Genomic DNA, 21378 nt, shown 5'->3' on the forward strand with positions numbered 1-21378 from the left:
AGGGAGATCAATCAATGAATCTTCGCCCCCTACACGATCGAGTCGTCGTAAAACGCATGGAAGAAGAGCGCACCACCCCCGGGGGCATCGTCATCCCCGACACCGCGGCCGAAAAGCCGATCCGCGGTGAGGTGGTGGCTGTCGGCAGTGGCAAGCGCCTGGACAACGGCGAGGTCCGTGGCCTCGACGTTCATGTCGGCGACAAGGTGCTGTTCGGCAAGTTCTCCGGGACCGAAGTCAAGGTCGGTGAGGAAGACGTCCTCGTCATGCGTGAGGACGACATCATGGCAGTGATCGAGGGCTGAACGCCCGATTTCCGCCGCCGGACGCGACAGCAACAGAATCAAGAGGAAATAAAGAATGGCAGCAAAAGACGTACGTTTTGGTGATGATGCCCGTCATCGCATGGTCTCAGGTGTTAACACCCTGGCGAGTGCGGTCAAGGCGACTCTCGGCCCGCGTGGCCGCAACGTTGTGCTCGACAAATCCTTCGGTGCGCCGACGGTGACGAAGGACGGTGTGTCCGTCGCCAAGGAAATCGAGCTCAAGGACAAGTTCGAGAACATGGGCGCGCAGATGGTCAAGGAAGTCTCTTCGCAGACCTCCGACGCCGCCGGTGACGGCACCACGACCGCGACCGTGCTCGCCCAGGCCATCGTCCACGAGGGCATGAAGGCGGTCGCCGCCGGCATGAACCCGATGGACCTCAAGCGGGGCCTTGACAAGGGCGTTGACGCCGCCGTCAAGGAGCTCCACAGCCTGTCCAAGCCCTGTGAGACCGACACCGCGATCGCCCAGGTGGGTGCCATCTCCGCGAACTCTGATCAGGAAGTTGGCGAGATCATTGCTGACGCCATGAAGAAGGTCGGCAAAGAGGGTGTCATCACCGTTGAAGAGGGCAGCGGCCTGGACAATGAGCTCGACGTCGTCGAGGGCATGCAGTTCGACCGTGGCTATCTCAGCCCCTACTTCATCAATAACCAGCAGAGCATGGCCGCTGAGCTTGAGGACCCCTACATCCTCATCTGCGATAAGAAGATCTCCAATATCCGCGAGCTTCTGCCGCTGCTGGAGAGCGTCGCCAAGTCGAGCCGTCCGCTGCTGATCATCGCCGAGGACATCGAGGGCGAGGCGCTGGCCACGCTGGTGGTCAACAGCATGCGCGGCATCGTCAAGGTCGCCGCTGTGAAGGCACCTGGCTTCGGTGATCGCCGTAAGGCCATGCTGCAGGACATCGCTGTTCTGACCGGCGGCACGGTCATCTCTGAAGAGGTCGGGCTGACCCTTGAGAAGGCGACCCTAGAAGATCTGGGCACGGCGAAGAAGATCAACGTCTCCAAGGAAGAGAGCACGGTCGTCAACGGCGGTGGCCGCGCTGACGAGATCAAGGCGCGTGTCGATCAGATCCGTGCCCAGATCGAGGATTCCAGCAGTGACTATGACCGCGAGAAGCTTCAGGAGCGGGTTGCCAAGCTCGCCGGCGGCGTCGCTGTGATCAAGGTCGGTGCTGGTTCCGAGATCGAGATGAAGGAGAAGAAGGCCCGTGTCGAGGACGCGCTGCACGCAACCCGTGCCGCGGTCGAAGAGGGCATCGTGCCCGGCGGTGGTGTGGCACTGCTGCGCACGCTCAAGGGCCTGGACGGCGTCACTGGCGATAACCACGACCAGGATGTCGGTGTGGGCATTGTCCGTCGCGCCCTGCAGGAGCCGCTGCGCCAGATCGTTTACAACTGCGGCGAGGACTCCTCGGTTGTTGTGAACAACGTTCAGGCCGGCGAGGGCAACTACGGCTATAACGCCCAGACCGAGGTGTACGGTGACATGGTCGAGATGGGTATCCTCGATCCGACCAAGGTCACGCGTACGGCCCTGCAGAACGCTGCTTCCGTGTCCGGCCTGATGATCACCACCGAGTGCATGATCGCCGATCATCCGGAAGAGAAGGATGACGGCGGCGGCGCCGGCATGGGTGGCATGGACGGCATGGGCGGTATGGGCGGCATGATGTAATCATCCCCCAGCGCCACCGGCCCCGCGTGGGGCCGGCTGCCTCAAGGCCCCGCTCCGGCGGGGCTTTTTTATGGGCGATTGCTATGTGCCTGTCCCAAACCGTTGCAAATTGTGGCCGTCCCGTTTGGTGGTTAAGCTGATGGGATGGAAACCGAGACGGCGCCGACTCCCCTGAGAACCGCACTGGCTGCCCTCCCCGAGGCGTTGGTGACACCCGTTGCTACGGCGCTGGAGAGGCTCCCGGACGGTACGTCATTGCCCGCTGACGAAGCCGTGCTCGCTGAACTCCCACGGGTCTGGGCCATGAGCGACTTCGCGGCCCGTGTCTGTGTGCGGGATATGGGCATGCTGGTTGATCTCTGCGATAGCGGTGATCTGCATCACGCTTATCCCGACGGTGGTTTTCGGGTTCGTCTCCGGCAACGGCTCGAGGGCGTTGACGATGAGGCCGCGCTCCACTCGGCCCTGAGGCGCTTCCGGGCCCGTGAAATGCTTCGTATCGCCTGGCGGGATCTGACCGGACGAGCCGATCTGGACGATGTTTTGGCGGATCTCTCCGAGCTCGCCGACGTCATCATCGATGAGGCGCTCGCCTGGCTCTACCCACGGCTTTGCAAGCAGATCGGCACACCCCGGGATGATGCCGGCAATGCCCAGCAGATGATCGTGCTGGGGATGGGCAAGCTCGGTGGGCGAGAGCTCAATTTCTCGTCTGATATCGATCTGATCTTCGCCTTCCCCGAGCCCGGATTCACCGATGCCACCCAGCCCAAGGCCAACGAACAGTTCTTCCTGCGCCTGGGCCGCTCCCTGATTGCCGCACTCGATCAACAGACGCCCGACGGGCAGTGCTTCCGCGTTGATATGCGGCTGCGTCCATACGGCGACAGCGGTCCCCTGGCGATGAGTGTCCCGGCAATGGAGCTCTACTTCGTTGACCAGGGACGCGAGTGGGAGCGCTACGCGCTGATCAAGGCCCGCGTGGTGGCTGGCGATCAGACTTCGGGACAGGCACTTCTCGATATGCTCTCGCCCTTCGTCTATCGCCGTTACCTGGATTACGGCGCGCTCGAGTCGCTGCGCTCGATGAAGGCAATGATCACGCGGGAGGTCCGGCGTCGCCGGTTATCGGACAACGTCAAGCTGGGTCGCGGCGGTATTCGCGAGGTCGAGTTCATCGCCCAGGCGTTCCAGCTGATCCGCGGCGGGCAGGAGGCAGCCTTGCGCCAACGCAGCCTCCAGCCGGTCCTTGCCTATCTCTGCGAGCAGGCGCTGATCCCCGAGCATGCCCAGCGCGATCTGACCGAAGCCTATCGCTACCTCCGCCGGATCGAGAATCGCATCCAGGCGATGTACGACCGTCAGGCCCACGATCTGCCGACCAACGACCTCGACTGCGCGCGGCTGGTGCTCGCGATGGGAGTCGCGGACTGGAGCGAACTCCATCGCGAACTCGATCACTGGCGATTGCGCGTTCAAGGGCATTTCGATCAGGTGTTTGTCGCCCCGCAGCAGGAGGATGAGGCGGAGGTCACCGACGAACCGGATTTCGCCGATATCTGGCATGACGCGGTGGACGAGGCGACCGGTCGCGAGATTATGTCGATGGCCGATTTCGCGGATCCCAGTGCGGCACTGACTCTGATCCAGCGTTTCCGGGACGGTGCCCGGGTGCGCGCACTCTCGGAGCAGGGCCGAAAGCGGCTCGACCGGCTCATGCCAATGCTGATGGCCGCCGTGCATGGCTGTGACTCGCCGGATGCGGCGCTGAGTCGGCTGCTGACACTGCTCGACGGGATCGTTCGTCGGACCGCTTATCTGGCGCTGCTCAACGAACACCCCATGGCCATCTCTCAGCTGGTCCGGCTGGTGGGTGGCAGTCCCTGGATCGCCCGCTATCTTTCAGCCCACCCCATGCTGCTCGATGAGCTGCTCGATCCGCGATCGCTCTATGCGCCGTTAAGCCGTGAGGCCCTCGCGGCCGACGCCGACAGTCGCATGGCGAGTGCCGATATCGATGATCTCGAACAGCAAATGGAAATCCTCCGGCAGTTCAAGCAGACCCAGGTGCTGCGGGTCGCCGCGGCGGATCTTGCCGGCGCGATCCCCGTCATGCTGGTGAGTGATTACCTGACTGATATCGCTGAGGTGATCCTCCAGCGGGTTCTGCACCTGGCCTGGCGCCAGGTCCGTCAGCGCTATGGTGAGCCGCTGCGCAATGATGGCGAAGTCGCTGACTTTGGCGTCATCGCGTACGGCAAACTGGGTTCGCTGGAGTTGGGCTACGGCTCCGATCTGGACGTCGTCTTCCTGCACGATCCGGTACCCGCGGGGTCAGCCACCACCGGTGAGAAGCCCGTTGAACCGGCGGTGTTCTTCTCGCGACTGGCCCAGCGCTTCATCCACATCCTCAACACCCTTACCCCGGGCGGCATTCTCTACGAGGTCGATACCCGGTTACGGCCCAGTGGTCAGTCGGGCCTGCTGACCATCAGCTTTGACGCCTTCGTCGAATATCAGCGCGGACGGGCCTGGACCTGGGAACATCAGGCGCTGGTACGAGCGCGCATGGTGGCCGGCGGCGAGTCGCTGCGCGATCGCTTCGGTCAGCTGCGTCGCGAGGTCCTGACCCGCCCGCGTCGACGCGATGAACTCCGCGAAGAGGTCCGGCGGATGCGTGAGCGCATGCGTCGTGAACTCGGCTCGGGCCGCGCGGATGAGTTCGATATCAAACAGGATCGGGGCGGTATCGCGGATATCGAATTCATGGTTCAATACGGCACGTTGGCCGGGGTTCAGCAGTACGCCGGCGTATTACGTTATACCGACAATATCCGCCTGCTCGACGAGCTCGAACGGGCGGGTGAGTTAACCACCGAACAAGCCCGAATCCTGGCCGACGCCTATCGCCAATATCGCGGCATGGTCCATCGATTGACCCTCCAGGAACAGCCCGCCCGGGTGTCCGGGACGGCCGTCGAGCACTCCCGTGCAGCGGTTATCGGCGTCTGGAATGCACTCATGGAGCCAGGATCGGACACCAACGCTGAGGAGAGCGGCTGATGAGTATGGCCGATCAGGACGGCTGGATCTGGATGGACGGTGAGCTGGTGCCCTGGCGGGATGCCCAGGTGCATGTGCTCACCCATACGCTCCACTACGGCATGGGCGTGTTTGAGGGCATTCGGGCTTACAACACGGAGCAGGGTCCAGCGATCTTCCGGCTGCCGGAGCATATCCGCCGGCTGTTCGACTCGGCGAAAATCCTCGGGATGACCCTCCCCTGGACGCCGGAGACGGTTCGCGAGGCCTGCATCAGCGCGGTCCGCGAGAACGGCCTCGACAGCGGCTATATCCGACCCATGGCATTCCTCGGTGCCGAGAGCATGGGGCTGCGGGCCGATAATCTGCAGACGCATCTCATCGTCGCCGCCTGGAGCTGGGGCTCGTACATGGGCGAGGAGAACATGGAGCGCGGCATCCGCGTCCGGACCTCGTCGTTCACGCGCCATCACGTCAATATCGCGATGTGTCGCGCCAAGGCGAACGGGCAGTACATCAACTCCATGATGGCGCTGCAGGAAGCCGTGGCCTGTGGCTATGACGAGGCCATGCTGCTCGATCCGGAAGGGTTCGTGGCCGAGGGCTCCGGCGAGAATCTGTTCATGGTCCGCGACGGCGTTATTCATACCCCCGAGCTGCACTCGGCGCTGGCCGGTGTCACCCGCGATGCCATCATGACCATTGCCCACGAGGCTGGTTATCAGGTCCGCGAACGCCGGATCACCCGTGACGAGGTCTACGTCTGTGACGAGGCCTTCTTCACCGGGACCGCCGCCGAGGTCACCCCGATCCGCGAGGTCGATGGTCGAGTGATCGGCGAGGGCCGACGCGGACCGATTACCACCGATGTGCAGAGCCGTTTCTTCGCCGCCGTTGAAGGCCGCTCGGAGATCCACGGCGACTGGCTGACCCGCGTCGTCTGAACGCCGACGCGGAACTGTATCGAGGAGACTGATGTGCCCGATCCGCAGACGCACGACCGCAACGACCTGATCAGACCCAATAGCGAGAACCGCTACGAGATCACGGTGGACGATCTCCCGCTATCCTGCCCGATGCCCGGGATGTATCTGTGGAACAGTCACCCGCGGGTCTATCTGCCAGTGCACAAGACAGGGCATGCGAAGTGCCACTATTGTGGAGCGGAGTTCTTCATCCGTAACTTCGATCCGGATGATCCGGCGCTGGCCGAACATCATCGCCGGGAGTGACTGACTCGGCCCCTCCCTCCGCCGATGAGCGCGTCCCTCTGCATGGGCGCGCAAGGGCGATTGATGTCGCCCTCCGGCTCCTATCCCGGCTGTCCCTGCCCGCCCTGCACCGCCTCGGCAATGCCGCGGCGTGGCTGACCGAGCGCCTCCGCCGCGAAGAGTGGCATGTCGCGCGGGTCAACGCCGATCTGTGTTTCCCCGACTGGTCCGAGGAGGCGCGTCAGCGCCTCGCCCGGGCATCGCTTCGCGAGAATGCCAAGGTGCTCTTCGAGCTCGCCGCGGTCTGGCACTGGCCGTTGCCACGGGTGCTGGGGCTGATCAAGGCCGTCGACGGCGCTGATGTCGTGGATGATGCAATCGCCGAAGGCCGGGGCCTTTTGGTGATTGCCCCGCATCATGGCGCCTGGGAGCTCTTACAGATCTGGCTTGCGCAGCGTGTGAGACTCAATGCGCTCTATCGTCCTCCCCGATGGGCTGAGCTCGAAGCGTTACTCAATCGCGGGCGCTCCCGCAGCGGGGCGGTCTTCTGGCCTGCGCGACCGTCGGGTATTCGCGCGCTGTTCAAGGCCCTGAAGGCGGGTGAAGCGGTGGGGGTGTTGCCTGATCAGTCGCCACCGGGTGAGGGCGTCTTCGTGCCATTCTTCGGTCGCAACGCCAAGACCATGACCCTGTTCGGCAAACTGGCGGCGCGCACCGATGCGCCGGTCATCATTGGTTGGGCCGAGCGTCTGGAACGGGGCGCGGGGTATCGTCTGCACTGGCGACGGGTGGCGGAGCCGGTGGATGATGCCGACCCGGCGGTTGCCGCGGCGGCGCTCAACCGGGAAATCGAGCGCCTGGTACGGGAGTCTCCTGAGCAGTATCAGTGGACCTATCGGCGGTTTGCCAAGCGGGAATCGATGACTTTGAATCCATACAAAAGGATAAAGGGCGTTAAATGATCGTTCTCCATGATCCAGGCATTCTCTTTCTCAAGTCGCGCAAGACGGCTGGGAGTTCATTAGAGATTGCGTTGTCGGCCTTTGCACAGGCGGGTGATGTCATTACGCCGTTTGATTTAGGTGGTCATGACGACAATGCAAGGGCGGAACTCGGATACAAGGGGCCAATGAATCATATGAAGCCTTTCTCGGAGCTTTTAACGCGCCCTACGTGGCGCGACTTTCGAGATCTCGTTAAAGGCAAGCCTCTACGTCGGCATCATGATCATAGTGCAGCCCGTCGTGCCAAGTGGCATCTCGGGGCGCGGACGTGGAATCGTCTGGCCAAAGTGTCAATCGTGCGCAACCCCTGGGACTATATGGTGTCCTCTTATTACTGGGCCAATCGAGATCGTGAAAAGCTTCCGGATTTCAAAAGCTGGTGTCTGAGTAATCATCGCCTTGTTGATCGTAACCACCGGCAGTATTTTATCGGCGATCAATGTGTGATTGATCACTTCATTCGGTTCGAGCACTTTACCGAAGATCTTCAGGATCTTGAGAAAAAATTTCCCGCGCTCACTGGTGTGGCCAATCTATTCGCAGGTATGACGGCAAAAAAGGGTGTTCGTCCCAAGTCAGGCCCCAGCTTGGTCGAGCTTTTCAGCGCGGCACCGGAAGTTGACCGACTCATCCGCAAGCGCTGCCGCTTCGAGATCGAAACCTTTGGTTATCAAGGCCCGAGATTGGAGGACACATGATCGTTGTAACAGGCGGCGCCGGCTTTATCGGCAGCAATCTGGTCCATGGCCTGAACGCGCGCGGCCGCGAGGATGTTGTGGTTGTTGATGATCTGACCAACGGCGAAAAATTCCTCAATATCCGAGATGCGCGTATTGCCCATTATCTCGATCAGGATGCCTTTCTGGACTGGCTGGTTGAGAATGGGGACGAGACGGTCGATGCCGTTTTCCACCTTGGTGCCTGCTCGGATACAACCGAGTGGGACGGTCGCTATATGATGGAGAACAACTACGAATTCTCCCGACAGTCACTCGAGATATCCCTGGCGTACAAGATTCCATTTATCTATGCATCGTCAGCTGCCGTTTATGGATCGAATACCGATTTCAAAGAAGAAATCGGCGCCGAGAAACCCTTGAACATGTACGGGTACTCAAAGGCGTTGTTCGACCGATACGTTGCTGACAAGCTACCGACGGCTCACTCCCAAATTGCCGGTCTCCGCTATTTCAACGTATATGGTCCGAGAGAATTTCACAAAGGCCGGATGGCGAGCATCGCCCGGCATCACTACCGGCAGCTGCGTGCCGACGGCGTAGTGAAACTCTTTGAGGGCAACGACGGCTATGGAGCAGGCGAACAGCAGCGTGATTTTGTCCACGTGAATGACGCCGTGCGGGTCAATCTGTGGCTGCTCGACAACCCGGCAGTCAGTGGCGTTTTCAATTGCGGTACGGGCTTCGCTGAGCCCTTCAATGAAGTGGCGCGCTCGGTCATCCGGCATGCGGGCTCCGGTGATATTGACTACATCCCTTTCCCGGATGATCTGCGGGGTGTCTATCAAAGCTACACCCAGGCAGATCTGACGGCCCTGCGCGCTGCGGGTTATTCCGAGCCGTTCATGCCGGTGGCTGAAGGTGTCGAGCATTATATGACCTGGCTCGACGGGCGTGGGTCAGCTGGCGTTATCGATGAGTGATGGACACCCACGTGTTCTGCATATCAACCTCGCGCGGGGATGGCGGGGAGGCGAGCAGCAGACATGGCTGTTGATGCAGGCGCTTGCGGCAAGAGGATACCGCCAGGGGCTCTGCGCCTATCCTGATGAGCCCCTTGCCAAGGCCGTGCGATCACTGAAGGATATCAGCGTTCTGTCGCCATGGCAGTGTTTGCTGTCGCCATGGATGATCGGCGTATGGGATGTTTCCCATGCCCATGAAGCGCGGGGTGTCTACCTCGCCTGGTGGCTCAAGCGGCTCCGGGGGATGCGATATGTCGTGACCCGGCGAATGCAGCAGCCGCCGAAGAATCGGGCCATTACACGCCGCGCCTACCAACAGGCCGACCGGCTCGTCGGTATTTCGTCAGCGGCCTGTGCGGCGGTGCAGTCCTTCTGTCCACAGCAGACAGTCCATCGAATCCCCTCTTCGCACTCCAGCCGGACGCCACAGCCTGCCGCTTCAGCCGACATTCGCCGGCAGCTGATCAGCGAGCCGGATGCCACACTCATTGGACACGCTGGCGCACTACGGGATGCTCATAAAGGCCAACGGGTACTGATTGATGCAGTGCAACGGTTACGAGCACGTGGTTATCCGGTTGAGCTCGTGTTCTTTGGTGAGGGGGCTGATCGCGAGTCCCTGGAACGAGAAACGAGTGGGTTTACATGGGTACGATTTGCCGGCCAGGTAAGCCCTATTCAGGATTATCTCGGTGCCCTCGATCTATTCGCGTTTCCATCCCGCCATGAGGGGCTTGGTTCTGTGTTGCTGGAGGCGATGCTTGCCGGCGTCCCTGTGGTGGCAACACGGGTTGGTGGCATCCCCGATCTTATCGTGGACTCAACTTCAGGCCTTTTGGTGAAACCGAACAACGCGGCAGCGCTTAGCGACGCTCTTGCGAGCCTGATTGATGAACCGGATTTAGCGCGTCAGTTGAGTAACCACGGTCTCCATGTGGCGGCGTCAATGAACGCCCAGGCGATGGCGACAGCGTACGCGGCGATTTACGAGAATGCATAGCGGCTATCGCTGATATCAGCTAATGCTTGGACGGCCCGATACGCATACGGTCGACGATCGCCTTACCGGACAAGGTCGTAGTAGGTTTTACGGGTTTTCTCGACGGTCGCCTGTAGATTGAAAACCGTCTCTACTCGATGTCGTGCCTGATTGCCGGCCTGTTGCCTTTCGTGGGGGGCTTCCACTAAGGACTTCAGCCGTTCGAGGAAAAGAGCGCTGTCACCCGCTGGGAAGACGTATTGCGCGCCGTCCTCTCCCAGTAATTCCGGCAAGCCACCGACATCGGATACCACTGTCGGGATACGCTGCGCCATGGCCTCGATGACTGACTTGCTTAAGCCCTCGCGAGAGCGTGACGGGGCGACATTAATGTCTAGTGCACCGGCCAGCTGAGGTGCGTCCGGGCGGAATCCGGTGAAGTGCACCCGGTGGGAAATGCGTCTATCACGGGCGAGCTCGTCAATAATCGGATCTCTTACTTCACCAATAAAAAAGCCATGGACATGATCTGGTAGTTCCATGAGGGCGCGGAGTAGCAGATCAGCCCCCTTCACCGTTCGCATATTGGCTGCCATACCAATCAAAAGGGTGCCGGACGGGATACCGAATTCCTGATCGACGGCGGCTCGACCCTTTGCAGGATCAAGATCTGCATACCACCGCAAATCCTGGCCTTTGTAGATGGTGATCAGTTTGTCCGGGCTGACGCCATTCGCCGCGAGGTTCCGTTCGACGGCCTTCGAGACACAGACGATTCTGTTAATGCGTGGATTCAGCCATTTGATGTAACAGGTGGGATCCCAGCGTGATACATGACCGGCGGTTCCACGGTAGGCAACGACTTTATTGCGCAGGCCATAACTAGCCCAAATGAGGTTGGCCACGGGTCGGTTTGCAAGGCCGTGGACAATCTCAAATCCCTCTTCCTTGATCCAGCGGCGTATTCGGCGTGCACTGCGGAAATCGGCATTGCTTCGCAGATCAAGTGTACGGACTGGGACGCCTGCGTCCTGCAGCGCCTGCAGCTGGGGCGATGTGGATTCAAATGCTGCGTGGATATCGATGCCGCTCTGTCGCAGCCCCTTGATCATCTCGACCTCGGTGATATGGCTCTGGCGTGCTGCGATCAGGACTTTGGGTGGGCGCGTGTCTTGGGTCATGTTTTGTGCCTGTCCCTAACCGTGGCTTCCATCTCGGTCAGTGGTTCCGTTTGTGCCTGTCCCAAACTTGCGCTGCTGGCGCTGCATTTCGTAGAGGAATGCATACTTGAGAAAACCGGAGAACATGGAAGACCAGGCGATGATCCAGCCACGCCATCCATCCCGCCAGCCTTGGCGGAAGATCAGTAGGCGGATGAAGCGGGCCAGTGGCGAAAAGATCATCTTATGCCACCGAAATGGCTTGCCGCGGGCAGACAGGGCCTCCGCGCCGATCTTTGCGTAATCGATACTCCGACGGAAATGATCCTCGACACCGGTGTAGGAGTAATGGTGGATATCTCCGTCGATACGTCCCGTTGCCCCCTCTACCTCAAGGCGATCATGCGGGTTATAGCCCGTCCACTTCGCCATGCCGCGACGCACCAGTCGCAGACGCCATTCGGGATACCAGACGTGGCGTAACCAGTCGCCCAGGTAATAGGTGAGACGGCTGATCTCGTAGCCGTTTCTCTGGGGAGCGTTGTTTTTCGCGAGCAGATCGCGGAGATTATCAGCCAGTTCGGGACTGATTGGCTCATCAGCGTCCAGGGAGAGGACCCAGGGCTGATGACAGGCCGAGAGTGCCCGGTTTTTCTGCTCGACGTGCCCTGGCCAGTCAGTCTCGATAACCTGGGCGCCGTAATCGCGGGCGATGGCCACCGTCGAGTCCGTCGATCCCGAATCAACGACGATCACCTCGGCTGGTTCCAGACGCTCGAGGCTGTCGAAGAGTCGCGGCAGATTCGCCTCTTCATCTTTGGTGATGATGGCGACGGATAAGGGAAGTGCCTGTCCCAAACCTCGGCAATCGGCATTATCGTTCAATTTAGCTGAGACCTCGCTCGACCAGATCACGGAAGTAGGCAACGGTCGGCTTGAGTCCATCGATAAGCGCTACCTGTGGTGTCCACGCCAGGGCGTCTTTGGCGATGGTGATGTCGGGCTGACGCTGTCTCGGATCATCGGCGGGGAGCGGTGCATGGATCATGCGGCTGCCGGCACCGGTTGCCATGATGGCCTGATGGGCGAGCTCCCGCATAGTGAACTCCCCAGGATTACCGAGATTGACTGGGCCGGTGACCGCTGGACCGGTATCCATCAGACGGATCAATCCCTCGACCAGATCATCGACATAACAGAACGAACGCGTCTGCTCACCGTCGCCGTAGAGCGTGATGTCCTCGCCGCGCAGCGCCTGCATGATGAAGTTCGAGACCACCCGCCCGTCGTTGGGGTGCATGCGTGGACCGTATGTGTTGAAGATTCGTGCCACCTTGATCTCAAGGTTATGCTCGCGGTGGTAGTCAAAGAACAGTGTCTCGGCGCAGCGTTTTCCCTCGTCGTAACAAGAACGGGTACCGATCGGGTTAACGTGCCCCCAGTAATCCTCGGTCTGCGGATGGATCTCAGGATCGCCATACACCTCGCTGGTGGAGGCCTGAAGAATCGGTACATTCAGCCTTTTGGCCAGTCCCAGCATGTTGATGGCGCCATGCACGCTGGTCTTGGTGGTCTGAACCGGATCCCGCTGGTAGTGCACTGGAGAGGCAGGGCAGGCGAGGTTGAAGATGCCATCGACCTCGACGAAAAGCGGGAACGTGACATCGTGGCGCATCGCCTCAAAGTAAGGGTTGCCCAAAAGATGAGCGATGTTATCGCGGCTGCCCGTGAGGTAGTTGTCGACGCAGAGTACTCCATGTCCGGCCGCTATAAGCCGATCACATAAATGCGAGCCGATGAATCCTGCGCCGCCGGTGACGAGATAGGTTTTACGGAAGTGGTTGCGAGTCGGCATGGATGAGGGTCTCGACTGCTTGGATCAGCTGAGTTGACTCAGTTGCTGATCGATCGTGTGGGTCACATAGTCCGGTGTGATACCACGCAGACAGTTGAGGTGCCCGAGCGGGCAGTATCGCTCGAAGCAGGGACTGCACTCGAGGCCTCGATAGATAACCGTCGCATGGTGGCTAAGTGGCGGAGTATATTGAGGATCTGATGAACCGTACAGGGCGATGACTGAAGCGGGTGTGGCGGCGGCAATATGCATGAGTCCGGAGTCGTTCGTGACGACCACCGTACTGGCCGCGAGCAGATCGATGGCCTGACTGAGCGTGGTCTCGCCCGTCAGGTCGATGACTTCGGGGGCCTCGCTGGCAATCGCCTGGGCCAGCTCACTGTCCTTATCAGAACCGAGCAGCCCTACCTGCCAGCCGCGCTCCAGATACTCCCTCGCCAGCGCAGCAAAATATCCCGCGGGCCAGCGTTTCGCCGGGCCGTACTCGGCGCCAGGGCAGAGGGTGAGGATTGTGCCTGTCCCAAACCTTCCATTGAGTCCCAATGCTGCGAGAGTCGCTTGCTGCTGATCGCTGGAACTAATGAGCTGTGGCGGTTCGATGGGTGGTGGGTTTGTGCCTGTCCCAAACTGTGCAGTCCCAAACTGTGCAAACTTCGAGGCATTTGACTCGGCCAGCGCGACGAAGCGATCGACTGTTCGGTAGGTGCGCTCCCGGTTAAGCGGTCTGATGTCGTTGAGTAGCCCGTAGCGATGTTCGCCCAGGTAGCCAGTGCGTTTTGGAATACGCGCGATCCAGGGGATAAGGGCGGCCTTTGCCGAGCGCGGCAGTACGATCGCTCGAGCGTGGAGGAGGCGTTTGAGTGCCTGTCCCAAACGCCAGCGCCGAATGAGTCCCAGCTCGCCATGTGCGACTGGTAGGGTGAATGTGTGACGAACCTCCGGCATTCGCTCGAGAAGTGCCTGTCCCCAAGAGGGAGCGATTACATCGATTGCGCGGTCGGGTGCCTCACGCTTGAGCGCTCGAAAGAGGCTCTGTGCCATCACCATGTCGCCTACCCAGCCCGGCCCGACGACGAGGATGGCGTCGCTGGGCTGGTCGGTCATTGGATCTCTCCATGGCGGTTGTGGGGTTTCTGCAGCGCATTGGCATAGGCTGGCCGCTCGCCTGGTGGCGGGTGCTTGAACCGGCGGTGGAGCCAGAGATACTGCTCGGGATGCGCGCGGATCCCCCGTTCGATGACCGCATTCATCCATTGGGCATCGGTGCGGTCATTACCGGTCGGGAATCCCGACATCGCCGGTGCCAGAGAGACTTCATAGCCGCTGCCATCGGCGTTGACGTTGAAAAACAGCGGTACGACCCTCGCGCCGCTCATTCTGCTGAGACGCATCAATCCGGTCGTGGTCGGTGTCGGAACACCCATGAAGGGCACGAATTCGCTGTTGCGGATGCCATAGTCCTGATCCCCCGCATACCAGACTGGCGTTCCCTCTTTGAGTGTCCGCACGATTTTCCGCAGCTCCGTGCGTGGCAGTGCATCTGCCAGCGTCCGCGACCGGCTCCGCAGCATCGCTTGGTCCATGAGCGGTTTTTTACGCATCGGCTTGTAAATCGCAGCCATCCGGATCCGGGGCCCGATCAGCCGGGCGGCGAGCTCAATACATAGAAAATGCCCCGATAGCAGAACGACTGGCGACCCGTCCGATTGCGCTGCTTCCAGATGCTCCAGCCCATGGACTTTGCAGGGGATTCGATCGACACGCGCACCCCCGAACCAGGCAAGCGCGGTTTCCGCTACCGCTCGGCCGGTGTAGCGCAGATTAACGCGGATGATGTGATCACGTTGTGCCTGTCCCAATTCCGGGAAACAAAGCTCGAGATTTCGCTTCGCGACCCTGCGTCGTTGGGTCGGGAAGTGATCGAGTAGCCGACCGACAGCCTCGCCGATTGCGAAGGCAATGCGTGGCGGCAATTTCCCGAGCATCCAGAGCAGCGCCAGAGAAAAGCGCTGGCTGACGCGATGGCGCAGGTCGGTCGTCGCGGAGCTGGAATCGGACACGTCAGGGCGAGCTCTGGCTGGATGTTGGCGCGTGATTGATCTTGGTGCCTGCTAGAATCTGCATCATTGGTCACACAATCTACCGCCTCGAGGGTTTCGATGCAGCTGGAATTGCCCGATTTTGGTACCGCCCGAGTACTCGTGGTCGGTGATGTCATGCTCGATCGCTACTGGCATGGCCCAACCAGCCGGATCTCGCCTGAGGCGCCGGTACCGGTGCTGCGCGTGGATGGCGAAGATGCGCGACCGGGTGGCGCCGCGAACGTTGCCATGAACCTGGGGGCGTTGGGGGTCCAGGTCCGGATCATCGGCCTGATCGGTGACGATGATCATGGTCGGCTTCTCGAGTCCCGCCTGCGCGAGGGCGGCGTTGATCCATTACTTCAGCGCGTCGCCACCCATCCAACCATCTGCAAACTGCGGGTCCTCAGCCAGCGCCAGCAGCTCATGCGGCTCGATTTCGAACGGCCATTCACCGCCACGGAAACCGATGGCCTGATGGATATGTTTACACAGGCCCTCGCCGAGACCGATGTGGTCATCATGTCCGACTACGCCAAAGGGACGCTCTCGCACGTCCAGGCGCTGATCGGCAAAGCACGTGAAGTGCCTGTCCCAATCCTCGTCGATCCAAAGGGAACAGACTGGGATCGTTATGCCGGTGCGACACTGCTTACTCCCAATCTTGGCGAGTTCAGGCAGTACGAGGAAAAGCACGGAGCTCGCACGTTGGATCGCGGGCACCAGCTTTGGGACAGGCACGTCCTTGAGGATGTCGTCCCTACGGCACTTGAGGCGCTTTCGCTCGACGGGATGCTGGTGACCCGGGGTGAGGCGGGCATGAGTCTGCTACGCCGCGGAGCGTCGCCTTGCCATCTGCCGGCTCACGCACAGGAAGTTTTCGATGTGACCGGGGCGGGCGACACCGTCATTGCATTGTTGTCCGCGGCGCTGGCGGCGGGCGCCGAATTCCGGCAGGCCACTGCACTGGCGAATCTCGCGGCGTCGCTGGTGGTTGCAAAGGTGGGCACGGCGTCGGTGACCGTCCCGGAATTGGAGGCCGCTGCTGGTCAGTCGCCAGGCGATTACCCCATCACCGATCCACAGGTGCTGATCAGTCTTCTCGAGCCGCTCCGTCAGCGAGGTCAGCGCATTGTTATGACGAACGGGTGCTTTGATCTGATTCACGCCGGTCATGTGCATTATTTGGGACAGGCACGTTCCCTCGGCGACCGCCTGATCGTTGCCATCAATGACGACGAATCGGTGAGACGGCTCAAGGGGGATGGGCGCCCGGTGATGCCCCTCGCCCAGCGGATGGCCGTTGTTGCGGCACTGGGGTCAGTTGATTGGGTGATTGCTTTTTCGGGCGACACGCCGGCGACGCTCATTGAGGCGATACAACCGGATATTCTGGTTAAGGGCGGGGACTACCAGCCACAGGATATTGCCGGTTACGACGCCGTTACAGCGGCGGGAGGCGAGGTGAGAGTGCTCGACTTTATTGAGGGCGAGTCTACTAGCGCGATCATCGACCGAATTCAGGGGCCATCCTCGTAGGCCTGGATGAGAACGGGCCAGCCACTGTTCGCCGCCGACGCCAGGGCAGGTTCGCGGCTGAGAGAGCGTTTCAGCCGCGCCAGACTCCGTGCCTTCATCGCTGCGCTTGCATGCAGGTGGCCCCGGTCCCAGTCGATCAACCAGACGCTCGGATTGTCATCGATGAGGATATTGCGCACGTTGAGATCGGCGTGGTGTACCCCCGCATCATGGAACCGTCGTATTACCCGGCCGACCTCACGCCAGATCGGCGCGGGCATATCGCTCGCGGCGAGATCGGCCAATGATCGGGTGCCGGGGATCTGGTCGGTGAGGATGTCTGCAGTGTAGCTGAATCCCTGTCTTCGGATATGCCCGCCGTATGGGACAGGCACGGACAGGCCAAGCTCGCGGAGGCGCGCGGTGAGCACGAGTTCCCGCCAGGGCCGACTGCGGCGGAGGCCCGGCCATATGAATCGATCGTTGCTGAGATGGCGCGGGAGCCCACCCCGCCGATAATGGCGAAGCACCAGGCGTCGATGGTCGAAGTGAAGGAAATAGGCCTCGGCACGGCCGCTGGCCCGGTGCTCAATTAAACCCCGCGCCTCAACAGACTGTGCATCGAAGAGATATGCCGGTAGGTCAGCGGGCGAGGCGGAGAGGGGACTGATAAAGTAATCACGCTCGTGCTGTCGGAAGTATATATGGGCCATCACCGTTCACACTCCACTGAATCACAACCGGAGCGGCTATGTCTCTTCCGGCTCTCCGCCATCGGTGACTGCTGCAACATCGTCCCCATTGTCCGTACGCTCCAGACCCATCGGCCAGAGACACGACTCACCTGGGTGATGGGTCAAACTGAGGCCAGCCTGCTCGGCGACCTCGACGGTGTTGAGATTATCACTCACGAGAAAAACAATGGGACAGGCACATTACGACGCCAGCTCGGATCTCGCCGCTTTGACGTTCTAATGCTCATGCAGGTCGCGCTTCGGGCCGGTCTGGCCTCAAGGGCTGTCCGTGCCCCGGTACGCCTGGGGTTCGACCGCTCGCGATCCCGCGACGGTCATGGTCTTTTTATCAATCGCCGTATCCCCCCACTGACGCCAGGCCATGTCACGGACGGTTTTTTTGGCTTTTGCGAGGCTATGGGGGTCCGGGATCGAACGCTCCGGTGGGACATTCCGATCCCAAAGGCGGCGCATGACGCGGTGGACCGCCTTGTCTGCCCGCATGACACCGCCGCACCGCCGCTTCTGGTGCTCAGTCCCTGCAGCAGTGATCGGTTCCGTAATTTCCGGAATTGGCCAGCTGAACGTTACGCCTGCGTCGCACGGCATGCCGCAGTGCACCACGGTCTGCAAGTCGTCCTGACCGGCGGCAATAGCGAGATCGAGCGGGCCTACGGGCATAGCATCGAGCGCGAGTTGGGGAAGTACAGCAACGTGCCTGTCCCAAATCTCAACCTCATCGGCCAGACAGATCTCAAAACGCTCTTCGCGTTGATCCAGCGGGCGACTGCGGTGATTGCTCCGGATTCAGGACCGGTCCATATGGCGGTGGCTGCAGGGACGCCGGCAATCGGGCTATATGCCACATCCAATCCGAACCGGACCGGTCCCGTGTTGGGGCGTAATTGGGTGGTGAACGCCTATCCGGAGGCTGTCCGACGATTTCTTCGACGCGATGTCGATGCGATTCGCTGGGGAAGACGCGTTCGTGATCCTGGGGCAATGGAACTCATCACGCCATCAATGGTGACGGAGCGACTGGACCAACTAATGGCGACACCCGTTGGCGAGCGGTTGAGCCGGTGAATTTAGCCGTCTATCGCATGCTCTCGCGTTGCCTGTCACCTGCCTATCGGTTTTATTTATGGCGGCTCGGGCGGAAAAACCGGGCGTATCGAGCGGGCCTGCAACAGCGTTGGGGCAACTACAGCGCTCGGCCGCCGGTCCCAGGAGCGGTCTGGGTCCATGCGGCGTCCGTTGGAGAAGTGCGGGCCGCGCAGAGTCTGATCGACCAGTTGCTTAACGACGACTGGCCGCTTTTCATTACCACGAATACGCCGACCGGACTGGACACAATCAGCCGTCGCTATGGAGCAAGAGTGGAAAGCGGCTACCCACCCGTGGATGTCCCCAAGGCCGTCGACCGTTTTGTTGACGCTCTATCCCCCGCGGCAGCGATCTTCATCGAGCTTGAGATCTGGCCGAACCGTCTCGCTACACTCGCGGCACGGAATATCCCGGTCGCCCTGATCAACGCCCGATTGAGCTCCACGAGCTTGATTCGGTATCAGCGCTTTGGCGCCCTGATCCGCCAATCGCTTCAGGGCATAACCTGCATCTGTGCGCAGACCGAGGAAGATGCGGGACGTTTCCACAACATGGCTGTCCCAAACCGCAAGATCCACATAACCGGCAATCTGAAGTTCGACCAGGCGATCGACCAAAGCCAGGTAGAGGCAGGATGGCAGTTAAGGGGATTGATTGGGCGTGAGCGTCCTGTCTGGGTCGCTGCCAGCGTTCGGCAGGGTGAGGCGGCCTGGATTCGGGAGGCGCACGAGGCCCTGCTCGCGAGTTTTCCCGATGCCATGTTGATCGCTGTTCCCCGGCATCCCGAGCGGTTTCAGTGGCTGGACGTCGATGGAGAGGAAGTTTGGGACAGGCACGTCATCAAGGCTTCGGCGCCTGGCGAGGGCAGTGAGCCGTACAGGACGGCCCACGTATTACTAGCGGATACCGTGGGGGAAATGATCAAGTACCTGGCGGCGGGTGATGTGTCGTTTGTTGGTGGAAGCCTGGTGCCTGTTGGTGGTCATAATCCGCTCGAGCCGGCTGTACTCGGTAAACCCGTACTGATGGGCCCCCAGGTCAGGAATTTTCAGCAGGTGGATGAGTTACTCGCGAGCGAGGGCGCCCGTTTCAGGGTGCACGATGCGGACGAACTTGCAGAGTCGTTGGAGCATCTGTTTCGGGACAGGCACGTTCTGGATGCGACTGGTCGAAACGCACAGGCAGTGATTGAGGCCCATCGCGGGGCGAGCACCCGGACGATGAAAATCCTTGAGGACACGGTTTTGTCCGGCACCCGCCCAGAGACCCGCTAACCGAGCTGGCCGTTAGTCTTGGATCAGCGCTGCGCGAGTAATCCGTTGACTCGTTCGAGATCGGCCTCGGTCAGCGTCCCCGCCGCCTGTTGCAATGTCAGGGTGTTGAGCAGATAGGCGTGACGCGCCTGTTCATAATCGCGTTCTGCATTGAAAAGTTCGCGCTGGGCATTGAGCACGTCGACAATCGTACGGGTGCCCACCTCAAAGCCGGCTTCGGTGGCCTCAAGGGCCGCGCGCGTTGATACCCGTGCCTGATCAAGCGCGCGCACCCGCTCCAGCGCCGTGAGTACTCCTCTGTAGGCATTGGCTGCGTTACGGGCGACTGTACGGCGGGTCTGTTCCAGCGACTCACGCGCCTCGGTGTAACGGAATTGCGCCTCGCGGATATTGGAGGACACCTCGCCCCCCTGGTAGAGCGGAAAGTTTACTTCAACGCCCGCGCTCAACTGATTGGCTTCGCGCTCTATACCGCTTTTCCCATACTCATGTGAGCGATTATATCCAGCGACCAGATCAGCGGTCGGTAGACGTCCGCCGCGTTGGATATCGATCCCGTCCATTGCTGCCTGAGCTGCAAATCGTGCGGCGGCTAACTGGCGATTTTCCTCCTCTGCCCGTGTTCTCCAGGCAGAGGGTTCGGCAGGTTCCGGTGGTGTCAGTGAGATGCCACTTTTAACGGGATTGAGCGCCGCGGGAGCCCGATTCGTAAGCTCCCTTAGCTCTTCACGCCGACTGGCGAGATCGTCTTCTGCCTGAAGCCGCTCGGCGCGTGCGAGATCCGCTTGAGCACGAGCCTCCTCGACGTCCGTGCGGGCGATTACACCGACCTCGAATCGCTGTTCGGCCTGATCGAGCTGACGCTGTATGGCCTCCAGATTGGCCTCGGCGGCATCCAGGGCTTCGCGTGAATCCAGAACGGCGAAATAGCGTTCAGCGACACGCAAGATGAGCTCCTGCTCCGCGAATGAAAACTCGGCTTGGGCCTGACTGACCTGTGCATCCGCCTGATCCACCGCCTGACTTTCCGAGTAGCGAAAGAGCGGCTGGCGCAGTGAGATCCCGTAGGTCAGCTCACGGTACTGGTCATCTGCGTCGCGGTTATCTATCGCATTGTACGTGGAGTCCAGCGAAGCATTCGGTCGCAGCCCGGCCTTTGCCTGAGGGAGCAGCTCCTCTCGGGCGTTTAGATCGGCGATGGCCTGCTGGAACTGAGGATCACTGCTGCGTGCCCGCTCATAAATGCTGGATAGGCCTTCGGCGCTGGCGAAGTTTGGGACAGCCACCATAAAGGCGGCGGTCAATAGGGCCGCGGCGACTGGCTTTCTTTCCGGATAAGGCATGAGTAGATCCTGTCTGATCAGTATTGTGGGAGGCCGGGATCGACACAACGGCACCAGGCATCTATCCCGCCACTCAGATTGAGGACTCGCTGATGACCGTTTTGTTCGAGCCAGCTAGCCACCTGAGCGCTCCGAATCCCATGATGGCAGATCACAACGGTGTCCACGTCCTTTGGGAGTTTGCTCAGAAGGGAAGGACTCATCCGGCTCATCGGCGCGAAAATGCTGCCCTCAAGATGATTGATATCGGTTTCCCAGTCCTCGCGCACATCGAGCAGAGTGAGATGTGCCTGTCCCTTACTTAACTGCTCGTTCAATTCCGTGGGTGTGATGGTCTTCAATGCGTTGATCCGATAAA

20 protein-coding genes are annotated in these 21378 nt (G+C 60.7%); 12 read left to right on the forward strand and 8 right to left on the reverse strand.

The annotated features are described in order from the left end of the window. Window positions 1–14 precede the first annotated feature (14 nt). From SPICUR_RS00540 to SPICUR_RS00580, 9 genes are all read left to right on the forward strand, one after another. Window positions 15–305, forward strand: coding sequence for a co-chaperone GroES (locus tag SPICUR_RS00540; protein ID WP_041381529.1), 291 nt, complete (start codon window positions 15–17; stop codon window positions 303–305). A gap of 55 nt (window positions 306–360) precedes the next feature. Next, window positions 361–2010, forward strand: a complete 1650-nt coding sequence (gene groL, locus SPICUR_RS00545) for a chaperonin GroEL (protein ID WP_023364955.1) — start codon at window positions 361–363, stop codon at window positions 2008–2010. Between the two features lie 144 nt (window positions 2011–2154). Beyond that, window positions 2155–5073: a bifunctional [glutamate--ammonia ligase]-adenylyl-L-tyrosine phosphorylase/[glutamate--ammonia-ligase] adenylyltransferase gene (glnE, locus tag SPICUR_RS00550; protein ID WP_041381531.1), complete on the forward strand. Its 2919-nt coding sequence runs from the start codon at window positions 2155–2157 to the stop codon at window positions 5071–5073. Then, the gene (locus SPICUR_RS00555) at window positions 5073–5996 is read left to right on the forward strand and encodes a branched-chain amino acid transaminase (protein WP_023364959.1); all 924 of its coding nucleotides are present in this window, start codon (window positions 5073–5075) and stop codon (window positions 5994–5996) included. Before glnE ends, SPICUR_RS00555 begins: the two co-directional genes overlap by 1 nt. 33 nt (window positions 5997–6029) lie before the next feature. Continuing rightward, window positions 6030–6284: a zinc-finger domain-containing protein gene (locus SPICUR_RS00560; RefSeq protein WP_023364961.1), complete on the forward strand. Its 255-nt coding sequence runs from the start codon at window positions 6030–6032 to the stop codon at window positions 6282–6284. Further along, window positions 6281–7225 (forward strand): lysophospholipid acyltransferase family protein, encoded by a 945-nt coding sequence (locus SPICUR_RS00565; protein ID WP_023364963.1) that lies wholly within the window; start codon window positions 6281–6283, stop codon window positions 7223–7225. Before SPICUR_RS00560 ends, SPICUR_RS00565 begins: the two co-directional genes overlap by 4 nt. After that, a complete protein-coding gene (locus SPICUR_RS09900) occupies window positions 7222–7965 on the forward strand; it encodes a sulfotransferase family protein (RefSeq protein ID WP_148291293.1) in 744 nt (247 codons plus the stop codon). The genes SPICUR_RS00565 and SPICUR_RS09900 overlap by 4 nt, the downstream gene beginning before the upstream one ends. Then, window positions 7962–8927, forward strand: a complete 966-nt coding sequence (gene rfaD, locus SPICUR_RS00575; RefSeq protein WP_023364967.1) for an ADP-glyceromanno-heptose 6-epimerase — start codon at window positions 7962–7964, stop codon at window positions 8925–8927. The genes SPICUR_RS09900 and rfaD overlap by 4 nt, the downstream gene beginning before the upstream one ends. Beyond that, entirely contained in the window at window positions 8920–9969 is a 1050-nt protein-coding gene (locus tag SPICUR_RS00580; RefSeq protein WP_023364969.1) for a glycosyltransferase, read from the forward strand. The genes rfaD and SPICUR_RS00580 overlap by 8 nt, the downstream gene beginning before the upstream one ends. Before the next feature lie 62 nt (window positions 9970–10031). On the opposite strand, the gene SPICUR_RS00585 is transcribed toward SPICUR_RS00580, so the two are convergent. The 5 genes from SPICUR_RS00585 to SPICUR_RS00605 are packed head-to-tail and all read right to left on the reverse strand — an operon-like array spanning window position 10032 to window position 15023. Continuing rightward, on the reverse strand, window positions 10032–11129 hold the full coding sequence (locus SPICUR_RS00585) for a glycosyltransferase (protein ID WP_023364971.1): 1098 nt from the start codon (window positions 11127–11129) through the stop codon (window positions 10032–10034). A gap of 15 nt (window positions 11130–11144) precedes the next feature. Continuing rightward, on the reverse strand, window positions 11145–11966 hold the full coding sequence (locus tag SPICUR_RS00590; protein WP_023364973.1) for a glycosyltransferase family 2 protein: 822 nt from the start codon (window positions 11964–11966) through the stop codon (window positions 11145–11147). A gap of 28 nt (window positions 11967–11994) precedes the next feature. Beyond that, complete coding sequence (locus SPICUR_RS00595) at window positions 11995–12963, reverse strand: UDP-glucuronic acid decarboxylase family protein (protein ID WP_023364975.1); 969 nt, start codon at window positions 12961–12963, stop codon at window positions 11995–11997. A 24-nt stretch (window positions 12964–12987) separates the two neighbouring features. After that, entirely contained in the window at window positions 12988–14067 is a 1080-nt protein-coding gene (gene waaF / locus SPICUR_RS00600; protein WP_023364977.1) for a lipopolysaccharide heptosyltransferase II, read from the reverse strand. After that, window positions 14064–15023 carry a lysophospholipid acyltransferase family protein gene (locus SPICUR_RS00605; protein ID WP_023364980.1) on the reverse strand — a complete coding sequence of 320 codons (960 nt, stop codon included), beginning with the start codon at window positions 15021–15023 and terminating at the stop codon, window positions 14064–14066. The genes waaF and SPICUR_RS00605 overlap by 4 nt, the downstream gene beginning before the upstream one ends. Window positions 15024–15122: 99 nt before the next feature. On the opposite strand from SPICUR_RS00605, the gene hldE reads away from it, so the two are divergent. Next, window positions 15123–16583, forward strand: coding sequence for a bifunctional D-glycero-beta-D-manno-heptose-7-phosphate kinase/D-glycero-beta-D-manno-heptose 1-phosphate adenylyltransferase HldE (hldE, locus tag SPICUR_RS00610; protein WP_023364982.1), 1461 nt, complete (start codon window positions 15123–15125; stop codon window positions 16581–16583). On the opposite strand, the gene SPICUR_RS00615 is transcribed toward hldE, so the two are convergent. Further along, complete coding sequence (locus tag SPICUR_RS00615; protein ID WP_023364984.1) at window positions 16565–17275, reverse strand: 3-deoxy-D-manno-octulosonic acid kinase; 711 nt, start codon at window positions 17273–17275, stop codon at window positions 16565–16567. The genes hldE and SPICUR_RS00615 overlap by 19 nt on opposite strands. Between SPICUR_RS00615 and SPICUR_RS00620 the strand changes: the two genes are divergently transcribed. Both SPICUR_RS00620 and SPICUR_RS00625 read left to right on the forward strand, forming a co-directional pair. Next, window positions 17267–18382, forward strand: a complete 1116-nt coding sequence (locus tag SPICUR_RS00620) for a glycosyltransferase family 9 protein (RefSeq protein WP_023364986.1) — start codon at window positions 17267–17269, stop codon at window positions 18380–18382. The genes SPICUR_RS00615 and SPICUR_RS00620 overlap by 9 nt on opposite strands. Further along, window positions 18379–19677: a 3-deoxy-D-manno-octulosonic acid transferase gene (locus SPICUR_RS00625; protein WP_148291296.1), complete on the forward strand. Its 1299-nt coding sequence runs from the start codon at window positions 18379–18381 to the stop codon at window positions 19675–19677. The genes SPICUR_RS00620 and SPICUR_RS00625 overlap by 4 nt, the downstream gene beginning before the upstream one ends. Window positions 19678–19700: 23 nt before the next feature. Here the strand turns inward: SPICUR_RS00625 and SPICUR_RS00630 are convergent, their stop codons facing one another. Both SPICUR_RS00630 and SPICUR_RS09665 read right to left on the reverse strand, forming a co-directional pair. Next, complete coding sequence (locus tag SPICUR_RS00630; RefSeq protein WP_041381534.1) at window positions 19701–21020, reverse strand: TolC family outer membrane protein; 1320 nt, start codon at window positions 21018–21020, stop codon at window positions 19701–19703. A 17-nt stretch (window positions 21021–21037) separates the two neighbouring features. After that, the gene (locus SPICUR_RS09665; RefSeq protein ID WP_076742122.1) at window positions 21038–21361 is read right to left on the reverse strand and encodes a rhodanese-like domain-containing protein; all 324 of its coding nucleotides are present in this window, start codon (window positions 21359–21361) and stop codon (window positions 21038–21040) included. Window positions 21362–21378: the final 17 nt, after the last annotated feature.

The organism is Spiribacter curvatus (genome assembly GCF_000485905.1).
GTDB lineage: Bacteria > Pseudomonadota > Gammaproteobacteria > Nitrococcales > Nitrococcaceae > Spiribacter > Spiribacter curvatus.

Bases quoted from the DNA above. Each gene is read 5' to 3' on its own strand.
- SPICUR_RS00540 (WP_041381529.1), top strand. From the start codon at position 15: ATGAATCTTCGCCCCCTACACGATCGAGTCGTCGTAAAACGCATGGAA.
- groL (WP_023364955.1), top strand. From the start codon at position 361: ATGGCAGCAAAAGACGTACGTTTTGGTGATGATGCCCGTCATCGCATG.
- glnE (WP_041381531.1), top strand. From the start codon at position 2,155: ATGGAAACCGAGACGGCGCCGACTCCCCTGAGAACCGCACTGGCTGCC.
- SPICUR_RS00555 (WP_023364959.1), top strand. From the start codon at position 5,073: ATGAGTATGGCCGATCAGGACGGCTGGATCTGGATGGACGGTGAGCTG.
- SPICUR_RS09900 (WP_148291293.1), top strand. From the start codon at position 7,222: ATGATCGTTCTCCATGATCCAGGCATTCTCTTTCTCAAGTCGCGCAAG.
- rfaD (WP_023364967.1), top strand. From the start codon at position 7,962: ATGATCGTTGTAACAGGCGGCGCCGGCTTTATCGGCAGCAATCTGGTC.
- SPICUR_RS00580 (WP_023364969.1), top strand. From the start codon at position 8,920: ATGAGTGATGGACACCCACGTGTTCTGCATATCAACCTCGCGCGGGGA.
- SPICUR_RS00585 (WP_023364971.1), bottom strand. From the start codon at position 11,129: ATGACCCAAGACACGCGCCCACCCAAAGTCCTGATCGCAGCACGCCAG.
- SPICUR_RS00595 (WP_023364975.1), bottom strand. From the start codon at position 12,963: ATGCCGACTCGCAACCACTTCCGTAAAACCTATCTCGTCACCGGCGGC.
- waaF (WP_023364977.1), bottom strand. From the start codon at position 14,067: ATGACCGACCAGCCCAGCGACGCCATCCTCGTCGTCGGGCCGGGCTGG.
- hldE (WP_023364982.1), top strand. From the start codon at position 15,123: ATGCAGCTGGAATTGCCCGATTTTGGTACCGCCCGAGTACTCGTGGTC.
- SPICUR_RS00620 (WP_023364986.1), top strand. From the start codon at position 17,267: ATGGGCCATCACCGTTCACACTCCACTGAATCACAACCGGAGCGGCTA.
- SPICUR_RS00615 (WP_023364984.1), bottom strand. From the start codon at position 17,275: ATGGCCCATATATACTTCCGACAGCACGAGCGTGATTACTTTATCAGT.
- SPICUR_RS00630 (WP_041381534.1), bottom strand. From the start codon at position 21,020: ATGCCTTATCCGGAAAGAAAGCCAGTCGCCGCGGCCCTATTGACCGCC.